This window comes from Bradyrhizobium sp. MV1.5 (assembly GCF_055807615.1).
Map to the genome: position 1 here is coordinate 261185 of NZ_JBVVPL010000004.1, position 17832 is coordinate 279016.

At 65.1% G+C, this 17832-nt stretch carries 12 protein-coding genes, 1 tRNA gene and 1 pseudogene; 13 read left to right on the forward strand and 1 reads right to left on the reverse strand.

Annotation, left to right across the window (positions count from 1 at the left end; translation table 11 throughout):
* The first annotated feature begins 1 nt into the window (after nucleotide 1).
* From AC0L2J_RS06320 to AC0L2J_RS06350, 7 genes and pseudogenes are all read left to right on the forward strand, one after another.
* Nucleotides 2-3151 (forward strand): efflux RND transporter permease subunit, encoded by a 3150-nt coding sequence (locus AC0L2J_RS06320; RefSeq protein WP_473387885.1) that lies wholly within the window; start codon nucleotides 2-4, stop codon nucleotides 3149-3151.
* The gene (locus tag AC0L2J_RS06325; RefSeq protein ID WP_063996387.1) at nucleotides 3151-6255 is read left to right on the forward strand and encodes an efflux RND transporter permease subunit; all 3105 of its coding nucleotides are present in this window, start codon (nucleotides 3151-3153) and stop codon (nucleotides 6253-6255) included. Before AC0L2J_RS06320 ends, AC0L2J_RS06325 begins: the two co-directional genes overlap by 1 nt.
* 41 nt (nucleotides 6256-6296) lie before the next feature.
* The gene (locus AC0L2J_RS06330; RefSeq protein ID WP_007610227.1) at nucleotides 6297-7031 is read left to right on the forward strand and encodes a tRNA-uridine aminocarboxypropyltransferase; all 735 of its coding nucleotides are present in this window, start codon (nucleotides 6297-6299) and stop codon (nucleotides 7029-7031) included.
* A gap of 198 nt (nucleotides 7032-7229) precedes the next feature.
* A complete protein-coding gene (locus tag AC0L2J_RS06335) occupies nucleotides 7230-7946 on the forward strand; it encodes an ABC transporter permease (RefSeq protein ID WP_473387887.1) in 717 nt (238 codons plus the stop codon).
* Nucleotides 7947-8112: 166 nt separating this feature from the next.
* Nucleotides 8113-8709, forward strand: a pseudogene (locus AC0L2J_RS06340) (ABC transporter ATP-binding protein); the annotation flags it as partial.
* A gap of 58 nt (nucleotides 8710-8767) precedes the next feature.
* A tRNA-Cys gene (locus AC0L2J_RS06345) sits at nucleotides 8768-8841 on the forward strand.
* 188 nt (nucleotides 8842-9029) lie between these two features.
* A complete protein-coding gene (locus AC0L2J_RS06350; RefSeq protein ID WP_007610232.1) occupies nucleotides 9030-9176 on the forward strand; it encodes a hypothetical protein in 147 nt (48 codons plus the stop codon).
* 85 nt (nucleotides 9177-9261) lie between these two features.
* Here the strand turns inward: AC0L2J_RS06350 and AC0L2J_RS06355 are convergent, their stop codons facing one another.
* Nucleotides 9262-9474: a hypothetical protein gene (locus AC0L2J_RS06355; RefSeq protein WP_007610233.1), complete on the reverse strand. Its 213-nt coding sequence runs from the start codon at nucleotides 9472-9474 to the stop codon at nucleotides 9262-9264.
* A 254-nt stretch (nucleotides 9475-9728) separates the two neighbouring features.
* On the opposite strand from AC0L2J_RS06355, the gene AC0L2J_RS06360 reads away from it, so the two are divergent.
* From AC0L2J_RS06360 to AC0L2J_RS06385, 6 genes are all read left to right on the forward strand, one after another.
* Nucleotides 9729-9992 (forward strand): hypothetical protein, encoded by a 264-nt coding sequence (locus tag AC0L2J_RS06360; protein ID WP_007610234.1) that lies wholly within the window; start codon nucleotides 9729-9731, stop codon nucleotides 9990-9992.
* A 434-nt stretch (nucleotides 9993-10426) separates the two neighbouring features.
* Nucleotides 10427-11344: an ABC transporter substrate-binding protein gene (locus AC0L2J_RS06365; protein WP_063996384.1), complete on the forward strand. Its 918-nt coding sequence runs from the start codon at nucleotides 10427-10429 to the stop codon at nucleotides 11342-11344.
* Nucleotides 11344-12966, forward strand: a complete 1623-nt coding sequence (locus AC0L2J_RS06370) for an amino acid ABC transporter permease/ATP-binding protein (RefSeq protein ID WP_473387890.1) — start codon at nucleotides 11344-11346, stop codon at nucleotides 12964-12966. Before AC0L2J_RS06365 ends, AC0L2J_RS06370 begins: the two co-directional genes overlap by 1 nt.
* Nucleotides 12967-13015: 49 nt before the next feature.
* Entirely contained in the window at nucleotides 13016-14257 is a 1242-nt protein-coding gene (locus AC0L2J_RS06375; protein ID WP_473251483.1) for an acetamidase/formamidase family protein, read from the forward strand.
* A gap of 258 nt (nucleotides 14258-14515) precedes the next feature.
* On the forward strand, nucleotides 14516-16849 hold the full coding sequence (locus tag AC0L2J_RS06380) for an acetamidase/formamidase family protein (protein ID WP_473387904.1): 2334 nt from the start codon (nucleotides 14516-14518) through the stop codon (nucleotides 16847-16849).
* Nucleotides 16850-16875: 26 nt separating this feature from the next.
* On the forward strand, nucleotides 16876-17259 hold the full coding sequence (locus AC0L2J_RS06385) for a RidA family protein (RefSeq protein ID WP_027566903.1): 384 nt from the start codon (nucleotides 16876-16878) through the stop codon (nucleotides 17257-17259).
* Nucleotides 17260-17832 lie beyond the last annotated feature (573 nt).

Genomic DNA, 17832 nt, shown 5'->3' on the forward strand with positions numbered 1-17832 from the left:
CATGGGCGTCTCCGAACCCTTCATCCGACGGCCGATCGCGACCTCATTGCTGGGCATCGCGCTTCTGATCGGCGGACTGCTCGGCTACTTCGCGCTGCCGGTGTCTGCGCTGCCGCAGGTCGATTTCCCGACCGTGCAGGTGACGACGCAATTGCCCGGCGCGAGCCCCGACGTGATCGCCTCCCTGATCACTGCGCCCTTGGAGCGGCAACTCGGCCAGATCCCGTCGCTATCGGCGATGAACTCGACGAGTTCGTTCGGCGTCAGCCAGATCTCGCTCCAGTTCGATCTCAACCGCGACATCGACGGCGCGACCCAGGACGTCCAGGCCGCGATCAATGCCGCGGCCGGCGTGCTGCCCAAGACGCTGCCTTATCCGCCGACCTACGCCAAGGTGAACCCGGCCGATGCGCCGGTGATGACGTTGGCCCTACGCTCCGACACGATTTCATTGCGGGCGATGAGCGACATCGCCGACACGCTTCTGGCGCAGCGGCTGAGCCAGATTTCCGGCGTTGGGCGCGTCTCTGTGCTCGGCGGACTGAAGCCGGCCGTCCGCGTCCAGGCGGATCTGGCGCGGCTCGCCGCCTATGGCATCGCGATGGAGGATCTGCGCACCGCGATCGCCAGTGCGAACGTCTCCGGGCCAAAGGGCTCGCTCGACGGCGCACAGCAATCCTACATCATCGCGGCCAACGACCAGATCGCCGCCGCCGACGCCTACAAGCCTGTCATCATCGCCTACCGCAACGGCTCGCCGGTCACGATCGCCGACGTCGCCCAGATCGTCGATGGCCTCGAGAACGACCGCACCGGCGGCTGGTATCAAGGCTCGCCCGCGGTCATCATCGACATCCAGCGTCAGCCCGGCGCCAATGTGATCGACGTCGTCAGCCAGATCCGGGCGGAAATCCCAAAGGTCCAGCGCGCTATTCCGGCTGGCGTGAACCTCACCATCGTCTCCGACCGCACCGTCACCATCCGTGCCTCGGTGCGCGACGTGCAGTTCACGCTGATCCTCAGCGTCGTCCTGGTGACGCTGGTGGTGCTGCTGTTCCTGCGTTCGCTACGCGCCACGCTGATCGCCGGGGTGGCGCTACCGCTGTCGCTGATCACCAGCTTCGGCATCATGTATTTCGCCGGCTTCAGCCTCGACAATCTATCGCTGATGGCGCTCACCATCGGCACCGGCTTCGTCGTCGACGACGCCATCGTGATGATCGAGAACATCGTCCGCCACATGGAAAACGGCGACAGCGCGATGGAGGCGTCGCTCAAGGGCGCCAGCGAGATCGGCTTCACCGTGATCTCCCTGACGGTGTCGCTGATTGCGGTGTTCATCCCGTTGTTGTTCATGTCGGGCCTCGTCGGCCGCATGTTCCGCGAATTCGCGCTGACGCTGACGATCGCGGTCGTGACCTCCGCCGTGATCTCGCTGACGCTGACGCCGATGATGTGCTCGCGCCTGCTGAAGCATGCCCATGAAGAGCTGGCGGTGCCGGGTCTTGCCGCGGTCAGCCGCTTCATCGACCGCACCGTCGGGTTCTATCACCGCACGCTGCTCTGGGTGCTGGAGCGCCAGCGCGCGACGCTGGTCGTGACCTTCGCCACGCTGATTGCGACCCTGGCGCTCTATGTCGTCGCGCCAAAGGGCTTCCTGCCGCTGCAGGACACTGCCTCGATCACGGCGGTGACGGAAGCCGGTCCCGACGTGTCGTTCGCGGAGATGCAGAAGCGGCAGGCCGAGGCGGCCGATGCCATCAAGGCCGACCCTGACGTGACCGGCGTGGTCTCGGTGATCGGTGCAGGCTCGGTCAATCCGACCACCAATGTCGGCCGGCTTGTCATGACGCTGAAACCTCGCGGCGAGCGGCGCGATGATGTCAGCGTCGTCATCACCCGGTTGAAGGAGCGGGTCTCAGGCATCCCCGGCATGACCGTCTATTTCCAGCCGGTGCAGGACGTGCAGATCTCGACCCAGTCGAGCCGTTCGCAATACCAGTACACGCTGACCGGCACCGACGCCGTCCTGGTATCGGAATGGGCGCGCAAGCTGGTTGCCGAGATGCGGCGCGATCCGCTGTTCCGCGATGTCTCCTCGGAGGCGCAGGAAGGCGGTCTGAGGGCGCAGCTCACGGTCGACCGCACCCGCGCCGGCCAGCTCGGCGTCAGCCTCCAGGGCATCACCGACACGCTCAACGACGCCTTCGCGCAGCGCCAGATCTCCACCATCTATGGCCAGGCCAACCAGTACCGCGTGGTGCTGGAAGCGCTGCCGATGTACCAGCGCGATCCTTCGATCCTGTCGAAGCTTTATCTGCCGGGCGCGGCGAGCGCGACCGCCGGCGCGCCCAACGCACAGGTGCCGCTCTCCGCCGTGGCCACGCTGACGCGCACCACCGCGCCGCTCGCGATTTCGCATCAGGCGCAATTTCCGTCGATTTCGCTCAGCTTCAACCTCGCGCCGGGCGCGGCGCTCGGCGATGCCGTCGAGGCCGTGAAGACCATCGAGACCCGGATCGAGATGCCCAACAGCATCGTCGGCGTCTATGCCGGCGACGCCGCCGAATTCGCCAAGGCACTCGCCGGCCAGCCCTGGCTGCTGCTGGCCGCGGTGATCACGATCTATATCGTGCTCGGCGTGCTCTACGAGAGCTACATCCATCCGATCACGATCCTCTCGACGCTGCCTTCGGCCGGCGTCGGCGCGATCCTGGCGCTGATGCTGTGCGGCCAGGATCTCTCGGTGATCGGGCTGATCGGCATCATCCTGTTGATGGGCATCGTCAAGAAGAACGCGATCATGATGATCGACTTCGCGCTCGAGGCCGAGCGCGGGCAGGGGATGTCGCCCAACGAGGCGATCGTGCAGGCTTGTCTGCTGCGCTTCCGTCCGATCATGATGACGACGCTGGCCGCCCTGTTCGGCGCGCTGCCGCTGGCGATCGAGAGCGGCACCGGCGCAGAGCTGCGCTTTCCGCTCGGCATCTCCATCATCGGCGGCCTGCTGCTCAGCCAATTGCTCACGCTCTACACCACGCCGGTGATCTACCTCGCGCTCGACCGCATCAACCGCCGCCTCGAGCAAGCGCTGCCGCCGGCCGAACCCGGCGGTCCGCCCGTGGCGGGCGCGACCGAGGGGATGCAGTGATGGCATCGATCTCGGAGCCCTTCATCCGCCGCCCGGTCGCGACCACGCTGCTGTCGATCGGGTTGTTCCTGCTGGGCATCGTAGCTTACGAGTTCCTCCCCGTCGCCTCGGTTCCGAACATCGATTTCCCCGCCATCTTCGTTTCCGCCAGCCGTCCCGGCGCCGATCCGTCCGTGATGGCCGCGACGGTTGCCTCGCCGCTGGAGCGGCGGCTCGGCGAGATTTCGGGTATCAACCAGATCACCTCGACGTCATCGCTCGGCGTCTCCAACATCCAGCTCCAGTTCGACATCGGCCGCAACATCGACAAGGCCGCGCGCGACGTGCAGGCCGCGATCAACGCCGCGCTGGTCGACCTGCCCAGCGATCTGCCGACGCTGCCCCGCTTCCGCAAGGCGAACACCGCAGGCGCCCCGGTATTCGTGCTGGCGCTGACCTCGAAGACCCTTGCTGCGAGCGCGATCTACGACGTGGCCGACACCGTGCTGGCCCAGCGCATATCGCAGGTGCCGGGCGTCGGCAACGTGACGATCAGCGGCGCGGACCAGCCGGCGGTGCGCATTCAGCTCAATCCGGTGGCGCTGTCGAACGCGGGCATCGCCACGGACGATGTCCGTACCGCAATCATCAACGCCAACCCGCTTGGCCCGGTCGGCATTTTTAATGGCGAGCGCCAGAGCGAGACACTGGCGCTCAACAGGCAGATGCGGACGGCCAAGGAATTCCGCGATATCGTCATCAAGAGCGCGAACGGCAATTTTGTCCGGTTGTCGGACGTCGCCGACATCGAGGACTCCGTTCGCAACGCCCGCTCGATCGCCTGGTTCAACAAGCAGCCGGCGGTGCTGATCCAGATCACCAAGCAGGGCGACGCCAATGTCATCGACACCGTGGACAGGGTCAAGGCGCTGATCCCGGCGCTGAAGCAGTGGATTCCGGCCGGCGTGGACGTTTCCACCCTGGTCGACCGAACCAGCACGATCCGCGCCAGCGTGATTGACATGCAATGGACGCTGCTGGCGACAGCCGTACTGGTCATGGTCGTCGTGTTCGTATTCCTGCGGCGGATCACGCCGACGATCGCGGCCGGAATCTCCGTGCCGCTGGCCCTGGCCGGGACCTGCGCCGGCATGTGGGTCGCGGGCTTCTCGATCGACAATCTGTCGCTGATGGCGCTGGCGATCTCCGTCGGCTTCGTGGTCGACGACGCCATCGTCATGATCGAGAACATGTACCGCAATCTCGAGCACGGCATGCGGCCGCTCCAGGCGGCATTGGACGGTGCCCGGCAGATCGGCTTCACCGTCGTATCGATCAGCCTGTCGCTGATCGCGGCCTTCACGCCGCTGATCTTCATGGACGGCATCGTCGGCCGGTTGCTGCGCGAGTTCTCGCTGACGTTGACCTTCGCGATCCTGGTCTCGACCCTGGTGTCGCTCACGGTGACGCCGATGATCTGCGCCCACTATATCAGGCAGACCACGTCGGGATCCGCCACGCTGTTCGATCGTGTCATCGAGGGCTCGCTGACGCGCATCGTCGCCTTCTACACCCGCACCCTGCGCACGGTGCTGGAGTTTCCGCTGCTGACGCTTTTGGTGTTCTTTGCCACCATCGGCCTCACGGTGGTGCTCTACATCAAGGTCCCCAAGGGCTATTTCCCGACCGACGATTCCGGCTTCGTCATCGGCGCGACGCGCGCCTCGGCCGACATCTCGTTCCAGTCCATGCTGAGCCTGCAGCAGCGGCTCGCCGATATCGTGATGCAGGACCCGGCGGTGGCCGGCATTGGCTCCACCGTCGGCGGCGGCGGGGGGCCGGGCGGCGCGACCTCCAATCGCGGCACCATGTTCATCAGCCTGAAGCCGCCGGAGGAGCGCGATCACGTCTCGACCCAAGTGGTGATCGACCGTCTCAGGCGGGCGCTATACCCGGTGCCGGGCATCCGCCTGTTCATGTTCGCTGCCCAGGACGTGCGCGCCGGCGGACGGCAGAGCGATTCCGACTATCAATACACGCTGACCAGCACCGACCTCGGTTTGCTGCAGAAGTGGGCGCCGATCGTGGCCAAGCGCATGGAGAGCGTCGAGGGCATCACCGACATCTCCAGCGACCGCGATCCCGGCGGGCTTCAACTGACATTGTCGATCGACCGCCAGAAGGCCTCGGCGCTCGGCGTCAGAGTACAGGACATCGACAATGCGCTCAACAACGCGTTCTCGCAGCGGCAGATCGGGATCATCTACACCCAGCGCAACCAGTACATGACCGTGCTGGAGATCGACCCGAAATTCCAGGTCGACCCGTCCAACCTCGATCGCATCTATGTCGCCGGCGCGGGCGACGCGCAGGTACCGCTGTCGGCCGTGGTGCATGCGACGCGCGGGCTGGCCGCGCTCGCGGTCTATCATTCGCAATCGTTCCCATCGACCACGGTGTCGTTCAACCTGTTGCCGGACGTGCAGATCCAGGCCGCAACGCAGAACATCCAGCGAGCGGTCGAGGAATTGCACATGCCGGAAGGCATCCGCGGCAGTTTTGACGGCAACGCCGGCGATTTCGCCAAGACCAGCGGCCGCCAGCCGCTCCTGATCCTCGGCGCGCTGGTGGCGATGTATATCGTGCTCGGCGTGCTCTATGAGAGCCTCGCCCATCCGCTCACGATCATCTCGACGCTGCCCTCGGCGGGCCTCGGCGCGCTGCTGGCCTTGCAGCTCACCAACACGCCGCTGACGGTGATCGCCTTCGTCGGCATTATCCTGTTGATCGGCATCGTCAAGAAGAACGGCATCATGATGGTGGATTTCGCGCTCGATGCCGAGCGCCAGCGCGGCCTGTCGTCGGCGGAGGCGATCTTCGAGGCCTGCCAGGCGCGCTTCCGCCCGATCCTGATGACGACCATGGCGGCATTGTTCGCCGGCATTCCGCTGGTTGTTGCGACCGGCCCCGGCACGGAACTGCGCCGCCCGCTCGGCATCACCATCATTGGCGGGCTGTTCGTCTCGCAGATCCTGACGCTCTACACCACGCCCGTGATCTACCTGCTGATCGACCGTCTGCGCCGCCGCCGCGAGCCGCGCCCGCTGGCTGCGCCGGCGGAATAGGCGGGTTGTTGAACCGCCCTGCAAAGCGTATAGCGGCGACCATGTCGAACCCCACCGCCGCCGCGCCGGCCGATCCGATCCCCGAATGCCCGCACTGCCAGAAGCCGATGCCGCTGTGCATCTGCGACAGCGTCATGCCCATCAAGAACCGGCTCTCGCTCCTGATCCTTCAGCATCCGCAGGAGCAGGACAGGGCGCTCGGCACCGCCCGGCTGCTTGCGAAGCATTTCGCCGGTGCCACGCTGCGGGTCGGCCTGTCCTGGCCGAGCCTGTCCAAGGCGCTGGGGCAACCGATCGAGAACGCCTCGCACTGGGCCGTGCTCTATCTCGGCTCGGCGCACGCCACCGATCTCGAGGCCGAGGGCGAAATCCTGGCCCTCAACCGCAAGGGCGAGGTCGCGGACAACCAGCGCGCGCGCCTCGGCAAGCTCGAAGGTGTGGTGCTGCTCGACGGCACATGGAGCCAGGCCAAGGCCCTGTGGTGGCGTAACCCGTGGATGCTGAAATGCCAGCGCGTCATCCTCAACCCGGCCGCCCCATCGCGCTACGGGCGCCTGCGCAAGGAGCCTCGGAAGGACGGACTGTCGACCATCGAGGCCGCAGCGACGATCCTCTCCGCTCTGGAGAAGCGCCCGGACATCGCTGAGACGCTGAATGCCAGTTTTGAACGGATGTTGACCCGCTATCGCGAGGTCCAGACCGAGATGCCCGAATTGGCGCCGAAGCCGCCGGTGAAGGACCGCCGGCGCGGTGTCCGGCGGGGCAAGCGAGCCTGAGTCCGGTCCGGATCATCCGTACGGCCGATTGTCCCGCGAGAGACGGGCGGATAGAGACCATCGGCCAACAGGCCGCGATCTGCTATCCTGTCGCACCATCGGAACGCCGGAAGCGGAAGGGGCCGTCGCATTCAGCTTGCAGCCAAGGAGATCCTTGCCCAGGCGGCGCGGTTCGATCGTTGGGGCACGCTTGCCCTGATGGACATTTCGCTGCGCTACCGGCGCACCGTGATCGGCCCGCTCTGGATCACGCTGACGCTCGCGGCGACCATTGCCAGCGTCGGCACGGTCTATGCGGCACTGTTCAGACAGGACATCACTAGCTTTCTGCCGCCCTTTGCCGTCGGCCTGATCGTCTGGACGCTGATCGCGACCACGCTCCAGGAAGGTTCCAACATCTTCGTGGCATCAGGCCATTTGATCAAGGCGGTGCCGGCGCCGCTGATCGTGCATGTGCTTCAGATGATCGCGCGCAACGTCCTCATCTTCGCGCATCATCTGGTGATCGTCGTCCTGCTCTATGTCGTGATGCCGTGGCCGCTGCATGGGAGCATGCTGCTCGCGGTACCGGGCTTCGCGATCCTGCTCACTGTGCTGCTGGGTGGCTCGGTCGCGCTCGGCATGCTCTGCGCGCGATTTCGTGACATCGGCTCGGCGATCGTCAGCGGCCTGCAATTCGTCTTCTTCCTGACGCCGATCATCTGGACCGAGGACAGCGTGCGCGGCACCGCGTTTTATTGGCTGATCCGCGCCAATCCGTTCGCGACGCTGCTCGATCTGGTGCGCAGGCCGCTGCTCTCGCAGCCGACCGACGCGGAGCAATGGCTGCTCGGGATCCTCTATGCGACCGTCGTGGCCGTCATCGGCCTCGGCTGCTACGCGAAATACCGCCATCGTGTGGCGTATTGGCTGTGAGGCACGAGATATGACCTCCGCAGCTCATATCGCGCTTCGCAACGTCTCGGTGAGGTTTCCGGTGCTGTCGTTCCGAGACCGCTCGCTGCGCAGCCGGTTTGTCAGCGCGGTGATGCTGCGGCGGAACACAGCGGTCCCGCACATCGTCTCCGCGTTGAATGACGTCAGCCTCGACATCCGTGCCGGCGACCGCGTCGCCATCATCGGCGCCAATGGCGCCGGCAAGACCACGCTGCTGCGGGTGCTCGCCGGCATCTACCATCCGACGTCGGGCAGCGTGGACGTGCTGGGCCGCTGCCAGCCGCTGTTCGATCTCTCGGCCGGATTCGACGAGGAAGCGACCGGCTACGAGAACATCATGCGGCGCGGGCTCGTGATCGGCGCGCGGCGCTCCGAGATCGACACCAAGCGCGCGGAGATCGCCGCATTCACCGAGCTCGGCGACCGGCTCGACCTGCCGCTGCGCACCTATTCCAGCGGCATGATGCTGCGCCTGATCTTTGCGGTCGCAACCGCCGTCGAGGGTGAGATCGTGCTGCTCGACGAATGGATCGGCGCCGGCGACCAGCAGTTCCGCAAGAAGGCGCGGCAGCGGCTCGACGAGATCGTCGTGCGCGCCGGCATTCTGGTGCTCGCCTCGCACGACATCGGGCTGATCAAGAGCACCTGCAACCGCGCGATCCTGCTGGAGGAGGGGCGGATCGTGGCGGCCGGCCCGACCGATGAGATTCTCGGCCAATATCTCGGCGGCGGGAAGGCGTAGCTGGTCCGGTCGGGGTTGCCTAAACCCGTGATCCCCTATATTGCTCCGCCCTCGTTGGGGCCACGTGGCGGAGTGGTTACGCGCCGGTCTGCAAAACCGTTTACTCGGGTTCGAGTCCCGACGTGGCCTCCATCACAACCTCCTGATATCTCAGCAACATTCGATCGTGTCGCGGCTGCCATCGGCCTGCGCGGGCGATCCATGCTGGCTGCGCACCCCGGGTTTACCCGGAGGCCGGCGGAAACCCGCCATTCAGCCCGCTGGCATAGTCTTCGCATCTGCGAAGTGATGCATCCCAACGATCGAGCGCTGGAGAGCACGTGAGCGAAATTGTCCGATTTGTCCCGAAATCCGAGCTGGAGCGGGCCCGCCTCATTCGCGAGGCCCGCGCGATCTATGACAGCATCTTTCCGCCGGCCGCACCCGACCAGGCGCCGCAGGACGGCGGAGAGCGCGTCAAGACCTGATCGCGGGCACGCCGGATTTCGCGGCGTAGCCCCCATAGCAAAACGCCCGCGGAGCGCGGGCGCATCGGCTCACGGTGAATTGGCCTTAGCAGGCCGCGTACCAGCCGTCGGGAAACGGCAGCAGGGGCCAGGCGCCCTCATTGTCATTGGCAGCTTTGGGCTTCGCGGAGGCGTTGGGCTTCGCGTAATAGGTCCACGAGCGCGGCACGAAATCCTCCCCCGGCACGAACGCCAGATCGTCATGGACCATGGCGTCCTGGACGGCATCCAGCAGCAAGTTGAATTCGGCTTCGCTCATCACACCCTCCGGACCGCGGATGGCGCAATGTCGCAAAGCCGGTTTGTTTCCCGGTTGAGCCGATCGTTCGCATTTTAACGATCGGCCAATCGGGTCCCGATTGGTTAGCGATTGATGAAATCCCGTTGGGAAACTTAGGTTCCTGCCGGGTGCCCGCAGTGTGAAGGAGGTCACATCTTCCGCTGTTAATTTTCCCTACCCCTATGCACACCGGCCAACACAGGCCGGCGGGCAAGGCAGACGGGAGACTGGTCATGAAGGCGAGGTTCTTGCGGTTTGCGGGTGTGAAAAGCCGGGCGCGCCGCGCCTCGACCGTCGGGCTGTTCCTGACGCTGTTTGCCTCCGCCGCCCATGCGCAGCAGGGAACGCCCGAGCAGCGCCGGGCCTGTACCCCCGACGTCTACCGGCTCTGCGCCGGCGAGATCCCCAACGTTCGCGCCATCACAGCGTGCCTGCGCCGTAACAGGTCAAGCTTGAGTGAGGCTTGCCGCGCCGTGTTCGATCAGGCCGGCGGCTGACATACCGGGCCTGTGGGTTTGTGCGCAGCAAGTGGCTCGCGCGGGCTCGCGAATCCGGCATAGTCGGCCTGTGGATAGACCTGTGGGTATGCTGCGGACAGGCTGTGGACGGCGGGGGATATGCTTCGGATGTCGGCCGCAGATGCGTCCTTCGATTGTCATATCTCTGTCAAACGACCATACCGAATGATTCCCTGATCGTGCAGATCGCGGCGTAGCGGCAAGACTATTTGGTTCCCCCGAATTCGGAATTGGGTGCCGCGAGCATCCCTCACGCGCGAACAGTTTTTGGGCAGCCGCCTGCCCAAATGGCGGGCTCCCTCCGTCCAATTTTTTGTACGCCCGCGGACAAGCTTTCCGGTCCGCTCTCCTCCTAGGCTCGCTTCCGAGATCTGGAACATGGCCATTGCCATGACAATTCGAAGGAGCTGGAGATGGAGAGACCGGTATTGCCCCAGGCGCGGGGGAACGCGCGTGCATCGCTGTCTTGGCGCAAGGCCGCGCTTGGCGCCGCGGTCACTTTCGGCGGGCTGGCAGCCGCGCCCTTGAGCGCGCAGGCTGCGGCGCCTGCGGCCTGCGCCGCGCTCCAGGACAAATATCCGGATTGGAAGGGCAAGACCCTCGTCAACGCCATCAACCCGCACACGCCGGGCTATGAGACCATCGATCCGAAGGATCCGAGCAAATATATCGGCTTCGACATTGATCTGGGCGAAGCCATCGGCGAATGCCTCGGCTTCAAGCTGACCTACAAGCCGGTGACGTTCGCGGCGCTCCTGACCACGCTCGCCGCAGGGCAAGCCGACATCGTCATCTCCGACATCTACGCCACCAAGGAGCGCGCCAAGGCCGCCGACTTCATCACCTACTCGAAAGTGTTCGACGGGGTGCTGGTGGCCAAGGGCAATCCGAAGGGCATCAACGGCATCAACATGTCGATGTGCGGCGCCGCTGCCGCCGAAAACACCGGCTATGTCGAGGTGCCCCTGATCCAGGCGCTGATGCCCGAGTGCAAGAAGGCCGGCAAGGCCGAGCCGACCGTCCAGCTCTACGACAACAACGCCAACTGCATCCAGGCGATCCTCGCCGGTCGTGCCGACACCTATGTCAACGACGTCAACACCGTCGACAGCGCGGTGAAGGCTTATCCGGACAAGCTGGAGAAGGCGACCGCGGTGACGATCCCGTATTCGGTCGGCATCGCCGTGCCGAAGGACAAGCCGAAATTCCGCGACGCCGTGCTCGCAGCCCTGATCGAGGTGCAGAAGGCCGGCACGCATATGGAGCTTCTGAAGAAGCATGGGCTCGACGTGAACAACTTCAAGGAGCCTGACATTCTGACGGCCGACTGATGTCGCTGTTCCTCCACTACCTGAGCATGCCGTATCTGCTCGAGGGCATCGAGCTCACCCTCGAGGTGACTGCCCTCGGGCTCGGCGGTGGATTGATCCTCGGATTGATCCTCGCCGGCATGCAGCTCTCCCGCTTCTGGCTGCTGGCGGCGATCGCCAGGGCCTACACCGTGATCTTCCGCGGCACCCCGCTGATCCTGCAAATGGTGTTCGCCTACGATGCGTTGCCGCATATCGGCATCAAGCTGCCGGCGGTGCTGGCGGCCGGCCTTGCGCTGGCCTGCAACGAGGCGCCGTTCATCGCCGAGATGCTGCGTGCGGGCGTGCTCGGCGTCGATCGCGGGCAGGTGACGGCCGGCCAGGCGCTCGGCATGACGCCGCGGATCCTGATGTGGCGCGTGATCGCGCCGCAGGCGATCCGCACCATGATCCCGGCCTTCGGCAACGAGGCCGTGAGCGCGCTGAAGAATTCCTCGCTGGCCTCGGTGGTCGCGGTCCAGGAGCTGACCTTGCGCTCGACCCAGCTTGCGTCCTCGACCTTCGACTTCTTCTCGATCTTCTTCGCCTCGGGCCTGCTATACTTGGTGCTGACCTTTGCCATCAGCATCATCCAGCTTTTTGTCGAGTGGCTGCTCGACCTCGACCGCGCGAAGGGACGCCAGCGCAAGCTCGCCGATTATCTGCCCTGGCGCCGCGTCGATCTCGCCACCAAGCTCGAACTTGCCGCAGCGACCGTCGACGTCGCGGTGTCCGCACAGGCCGAGCTCACCGACACGCCGCCGCTGGCCTTGACCCGTAAGGAGCGCACCCGGCGTGCGGCGACGATTTCGCGCAACAACATCGCGGTCGAGACCAGGGACCTCACCAAGAGCTACGGGGCGCAAAAGGTGCTTGGCGGCGTCGATCTCACCGTGCGCGTCGGCGAGGTTGTCGCGCTGCTCGGGCCCAGCGGCTCCGGTAAGAGCACGCTGCTCCGCTGCATCAATCATCTCGAAAGCTGGGACGGAGGCACCGTGCGTGTCGGCGGCCGCCGTCTCGGTTTCGACGACGACGGCAAGCTGCTGCCGCCCCGCGCGATCGCCAATGAGCGGGCAAGCGTGGGCGTCGGCATGGTGTTCCAGCAATTCAACCTGTTCGCCCATCTCTCGGCGAAGGAGAACATTGCGGGTCCCTTGCGCTGGGTGCACGGCATGACCCGCATCGATGCCGATCGCCGCGCCGCCGAGCTGCTCGACCGGGTCGGGCTGTCGCACCGCGCCGACGCGTTGCCGCGGCATCTCTCCGGCGGCCAGCAGCAGCGCGTCGCCATCGCCCGAGCGCTGGCACCGAACCCCAGCGTGCTGCTCCTGGACGAGCCGACCTCGGCGCTCGATCCCGAGCTCGTCAGTGAGGTGCTGGAGGTGATCCGGCGGCTCGCCATCGATGACGGCCTCACCATGATCATCTCGACGCACCAGATCCGCTTCGCCGACGAGGTCGCCGACCGTGTCGCGTTCCTGAGCGGCGGCACGATCATCGAGGAGGGGCCTGCGCACGAGGTGCTCTCCAACCCCCGCAATCCGCTGACCGCGCGTTTCCTCAGCGTGATGGAAGCCGACAAGACTCCGGAGGCGGTGCGATGAGAGCCGCACCCGCAACGTTCAAGACCGCGTTTCCAGAAGAGGCCACCTCATGAAGCATGTCACGCTGCCGGTTTCGCCGAAGACCGTCCACTGGGGCTATTTCTCCAAGAAGGTCGCGCCGGCCCTGACGCTGCGCTCGGGGGATCGCGCCACCATCGAGACGCTGACCCACCACGCCAATGATGACTACGAGCGCATGATCCAGGGTGATCCCGGAGCCGAGAGCGTGTTCCAATGGACGCGCGAGCACAAGGCAGTCGCGCGACGCGGTTCGGGCCCGACGGAAGGTCCGTTCATCCGCGGCGCAGGCGAGGGGATCGGCGTCCATCTCCTCACCGGTCCGGTCGCGATCGAAGGCGCCGAGCCGGGCGATATCCTCGAAGTGCGCATCCTCGATATCCGGCCGCGGCCGAGCTGCAGCGCCTGTCATGCCGGGCGCTGCTTCGGCTCCAACGTCGCGGCGAATTGGGGGTTTCACTATCACGATCTGATCGAGGAGCCGAAGCCGCGCGAGGTCGTCACCATCTTCGAGCTCGACACGTCAGGCGAGCCCTGCGCCAAGGCGGTCTACAACTACGTCTGGACGCCGCAGACCGACCCTGACGGCATCGTGCATCCGACCATCGATTATCCCGGCGTGCGGGTCGATCACACCACCATCAAGAAGCGCGAGAACATCCTCGCAAGCGTCAAGGTGCCGGCACGGCTGCATTTCGGCACCATGGGGCTCGCGCCGTCGGAGGCCGATTTCGTCAGCTCGATCCCGCCGAGCTATACCGGCGGCAACATCGACGACTGGCGCATCGGCAAGGGCGCGCGGATGTTCTATCCGGTCGCGGTCCCCGGCGGCTATTTCTCGGTCGGCGATCCCCACGCCGCGCAAGGCGACAGCGAGCTTGGCGGTACCGCGATCGAGACCTCACTGACCGGCGATTTCGAGTTCGTCCTGCACAAGAAAGCCGATCTCGCCGGCACCAGCCTCGAAGGTCTCGACCATCCGATGCTGGAGACCGATCAGGCCTGGTCGTTCTACGGCTTCACCTATCCGAACTACCTCGCCGCGCTCGGCGCTGACGCACAAACCGAGATTGCCAATCATTCGAGTCTCGACCGTGCGATGCGCGACGCGTTCAGAAAACTGCGCCGCTTCCTGATGACCGTGCACGGCTTGAGCGAGGACGAGGCCATCTCGCTGCTATCGGTCGGCGCCGATTTCGGAGTCACCCAGGTGGTCGACGCCAATTGGGGCGTTCACGGCACGATCCGCAAGAACATCTTCCGTTGTGACTGATAGGCCGTAGCCCGGATGGAGCGAAGCGCAATCCGGGTTTGTCACGGCGGACTCTGAAGGTCCCGGATTACGCTTCGCTCCATCCAGGCTACGAATCGCGCTCGACGTTGATATCCCGCTCCAACACTCTGAAGAGCATCTCGTTTCCAGGATGAGCACGTGACCATTGAACCGCATTTGCGGCCCGTCGCTGCGACGGACGACCAATTGCGTCTGGCACAGAGGTTGCTTCGATCCACTGCAATCTGGGTCGATCCGATGAGCTTCCGTCCCTTCACGAGCGAGTCCTACGCGCAAGACGACCGCCCCGAAGCCTGGCGGGACGTGCTGGCAGCGGTGGGCCTGCAGCCGGCGGCAGGCCATTCCTTCCTGGATGGGCACGCAACGGCGTCACATCGCCACGCCGCGGGCGTTGCGCTGACCCGCATGGCGGCCGGCGCCCAGACCATCGGTCCGAGTTCGCCGGCCAACGAAGACCTGCCGATTGCGCTGATGCCGGTCGAGGACGGCATGGTGCTCAAGAGCGCCGGCGGCCATCGCATCGTTCCGGTCGGCCATCTCGTGCTGCTGCCCCGGAGCGGGGACTGGAGCATCGTATTCCAGCGCGACATGCGTGCCATCGTGCTGTCGGTGACATCGGAGGCGCTGCACGGCCGCCTCTCGGGCAGGCCGCGGCTGGGCGAGCCCAGGGTCGTTCCGCCCAGCGGCTTTGCCGACATCTTTGCGCGCTTGCTGGACGCGACTGCGCGCACGCTCGACACGCTGAGCGATGCCGAATGGAATGCGGTCACGCAGTCGCTCGTCGATCTCCTGCTGACGCTCGCCCATCAATTGGCGGCTTCGACGTCGGACGCCGGATCGAGCGCGACGCAGTCGGCACTCCTGCACCGGATCTGCCAGACCATCGAACGCCGCCTCGACGATCCCGAACTGGTGCCGGCGCGCGTCGCGCAGGCCGAAGGAATCTCCGAGCGCTATCTGCAAAAGCTGTTCGAGACGGTCGGCGACAACTTTACTCACTACGTGCGCGAGCGGCGGCTGCAGCGCGCCTGGGCCGATCTGTCCAATCCGTCCGAGGCGCATCGTTCGATCTCGGAGATCGCCTACGCCTATGGCTTTGGCGATTCCGCACATTTCAGCCGCGCCTTCCGCCATCGCTTCGGACTGCCGCCGCGCGAATTTCGCCAGCAGGAGGCGGAGCGGGCGACGACGCAGCACGGGATAGCCGGTCAGCGCGGCTGGCCGCAGGATGCGCTGGCGCAGCTTCGCGCCCACCCGACGAGCGCCGAGGCGCGCGGCAATCTCGCCCGCACCGACATCGATGAGCCGAGAACGGCCGAACGCAAGCATCATCATCTTCCGATCGAAGCCAACCGTGTTCATTGGGGATATTTCAGTCGCACGTTACAGCCGCAGCTCGAGATCAATTCGGGTGATACCATCACGATCGAAACGCTGACTCAGCATGCCTCCGACGATCCTGAGCTGATGATCGCGGGCGACGCGGCCGCCGAAAGCGTATTCGGTTGGACCAAGGCGAGGAAGAACGTGGATCGCCGCGGTGCGGGTCCGATGGATGCCAGCATATTCGGGCGCGGCGCCGGCGAAGGCTTTGGCGTGCACATCTGCACGGGGCCCGTGTCGGTGAAGGACGCCCAGCCCGGGGACGTGCTGGAAGTGCGGATCCTCGACATCGTGCCGCGCACAAGTCGCCATCCGAAACATTCAGGGCGCGTGTTCGGCTCCTCGGTTGCGGCCTGGTGGGGCTATCATTACGACGAATTTCTTTCAGGGCCGAAGCCGCGCGAGGTCGTGACGATCTACGAAATCTTCGACGACACCGACGCGCCGTATGCGCGCGCGCTGTATTCCTACCGCTGGGAGTCGCAGACCGACCCGTTTGGCGTGGTGCACGCCACCTACGACTATCCCGGCGTTCCGGTCTTGCCCGGCACGGTGAAGCGCCGCCACGCCGTGCTCGACGGCATCCGCATTCCCTTGCGCCCGCATTTCGGCGTGATCGCGGTGGCGCCGCGCGAGGTCGATTTCATCGACTCGGTGCCGCCGTCCTATTTTGGCGGCAATCTCGACAATTGGCGCTTGGGGAAGGGAGCGACGGTCTATCTTCCGGTCTCCGTTCCCGGCGCATTGTTGTCCGTCGGCGATCCCCATGCCACGCAAGGCGACGGTGAATTGAGCGGCACCGCGATCGAATGCTCGATGACGGGAACGTTCGAGGTGATCCTGCACAAGAAGGCCGACCTTGCCGGTCGTCCGTTCGCCGATCTCTCTTATCCCCTGATCGAGACCGAATCCGACTGGGTCCTGACCGGATTCAGCCATCCCAACTACCTCGCCGAGTTCGGCGCTCAGGGCCAGAGCGAGGTCTACGCAAAGTCCTCGCTCGATCTCGCCATGAAAGATGCGTTTCGCAAGATGCGACGCTTCCTGATGAACGTGAAGGGGCTGAGCGAGGACGAGGCGATCGCGCTGATGTCGGCCGCCGTCGATTTCGGCGTCACGCAGGTGGTCGACGGCAATTGGGGCGTGCACGCGATCATCAGCAAGCGCCTGTTTCAAACCTTCCCTTAAGAGACGCGCCGTAACAAGGAACCTCAGTGAAATTCCACATGATCAGCGGCGGACCGAAGCCGGTCGCGCCCTTCAGCCACGCGGTGGAGACCGACGGTTTTGTCTTCGTCACCGGCCAGATGCCGGACACGCCGCAAACACCGGGCGTGTTGCCCGACGGCATCGTCGCGCAGACGAGGGCGGTGATGGAGAATTTGAAGGTGGTCCTGGCGGGCGTCGATCTCGGTCTCGAACACGTCGTGATGACACGCATCTATCTCACGCGTTTCAAGGAAGACTACACCGCGATGAACGAGACTTATCGCGGGTTCTTTCCGCCCGACCGCCTGCCGGCCCGCACCTGCGTGGGCGTAACGGGGCTTGCCTATGACGCACTGATCGAGATCGATCTGGTGTGCCGGCGACCGTGAGTTCTGCTTTTTGTAGCCCGGATGAGCGAAGCGATATCCGGGACCGCCGCTCGAACGAGTCCCGGAAATCGCTTCGCTCATCCGGGCTACAAGACCTTGCGTTGCCCGACGGGCAAAACACCCAAACCGCGGGTCAATCCGCCGCCACGAAAATATTCCACTTTACCGAAATTCGGCTTTGGCGTATTCATCCCGCCACCTCATCCCGGTCAGAGGGGCGTATCGCGATCGTCACGAAACGTGGGATGGGCTGCGGTGGACGCGGGCAGCATCGGCGCGAAGGGCTTCGCAGGGCGGCAAAACCGTGAGCGAAGGCGTCGCGCACACGACCGGTGCTGACAGCGTACGGCAAAACCGTGTCGTCCTGACGCCCGGGGTCTGTGCGTCAAGTCTTGTGGTGATGTGGGCTGCCCGACCGGACATCCGCATCAGCCATCCGCAAGGCAACGGGGGCAATAGTGCATCGCTCCCCGGGGAGAGCTCGGCATAAGCCGTCAAACCACTGCGCAGGGAAGGCCGTGTGTTGGGCTTCACCTGTATGCCGCTGTGCAGCCTCTTGTAGCGCAACCTTCG

Coding starts and splice junctions, on each gene's coding strand:
- AC0L2J_RS06320 (WP_473387885.1), top strand. CDS start 2: ATGGGCGTCTCCGAACCCTTCATCCGACGGCCGATCGCGACCTCATTG.
- AC0L2J_RS06325 (WP_063996387.1), top strand. CDS start 3,151: ATGGCATCGATCTCGGAGCCCTTCATCCGCCGCCCGGTCGCGACCACG.
- AC0L2J_RS06330 (WP_007610227.1), top strand. CDS start 6,297: ATGTCGAACCCCACCGCCGCCGCGCCGGCCGATCCGATCCCCGAATGC.
- AC0L2J_RS06335 (WP_473387887.1), top strand. CDS start 7,230: ATGGACATTTCGCTGCGCTACCGGCGCACCGTGATCGGCCCGCTCTGG.
- AC0L2J_RS06355 (WP_007610233.1), bottom strand. CDS start 9,474: ATGAGCGAAGCCGAATTCAACTTGCTGCTGGATGCCGTCCAGGACGCC.
- AC0L2J_RS06360 (WP_007610234.1), top strand. CDS start 9,729: ATGAAGGCGAGGTTCTTGCGGTTTGCGGGTGTGAAAAGCCGGGCGCGC.
- AC0L2J_RS06365 (WP_063996384.1), top strand. CDS start 10,427: ATGGAGAGACCGGTATTGCCCCAGGCGCGGGGGAACGCGCGTGCATCG.
- AC0L2J_RS06370 (WP_473387890.1), top strand. CDS start 11,344: ATGTCGCTGTTCCTCCACTACCTGAGCATGCCGTATCTGCTCGAGGGC.
- AC0L2J_RS06375 (WP_473251483.1), top strand. CDS start 13,016: ATGAAGCATGTCACGCTGCCGGTTTCGCCGAAGACCGTCCACTGGGGC.
- AC0L2J_RS06380 (WP_473387904.1), top strand. CDS start 14,516: ATGAGCTTCCGTCCCTTCACGAGCGAGTCCTACGCGCAAGACGACCGC.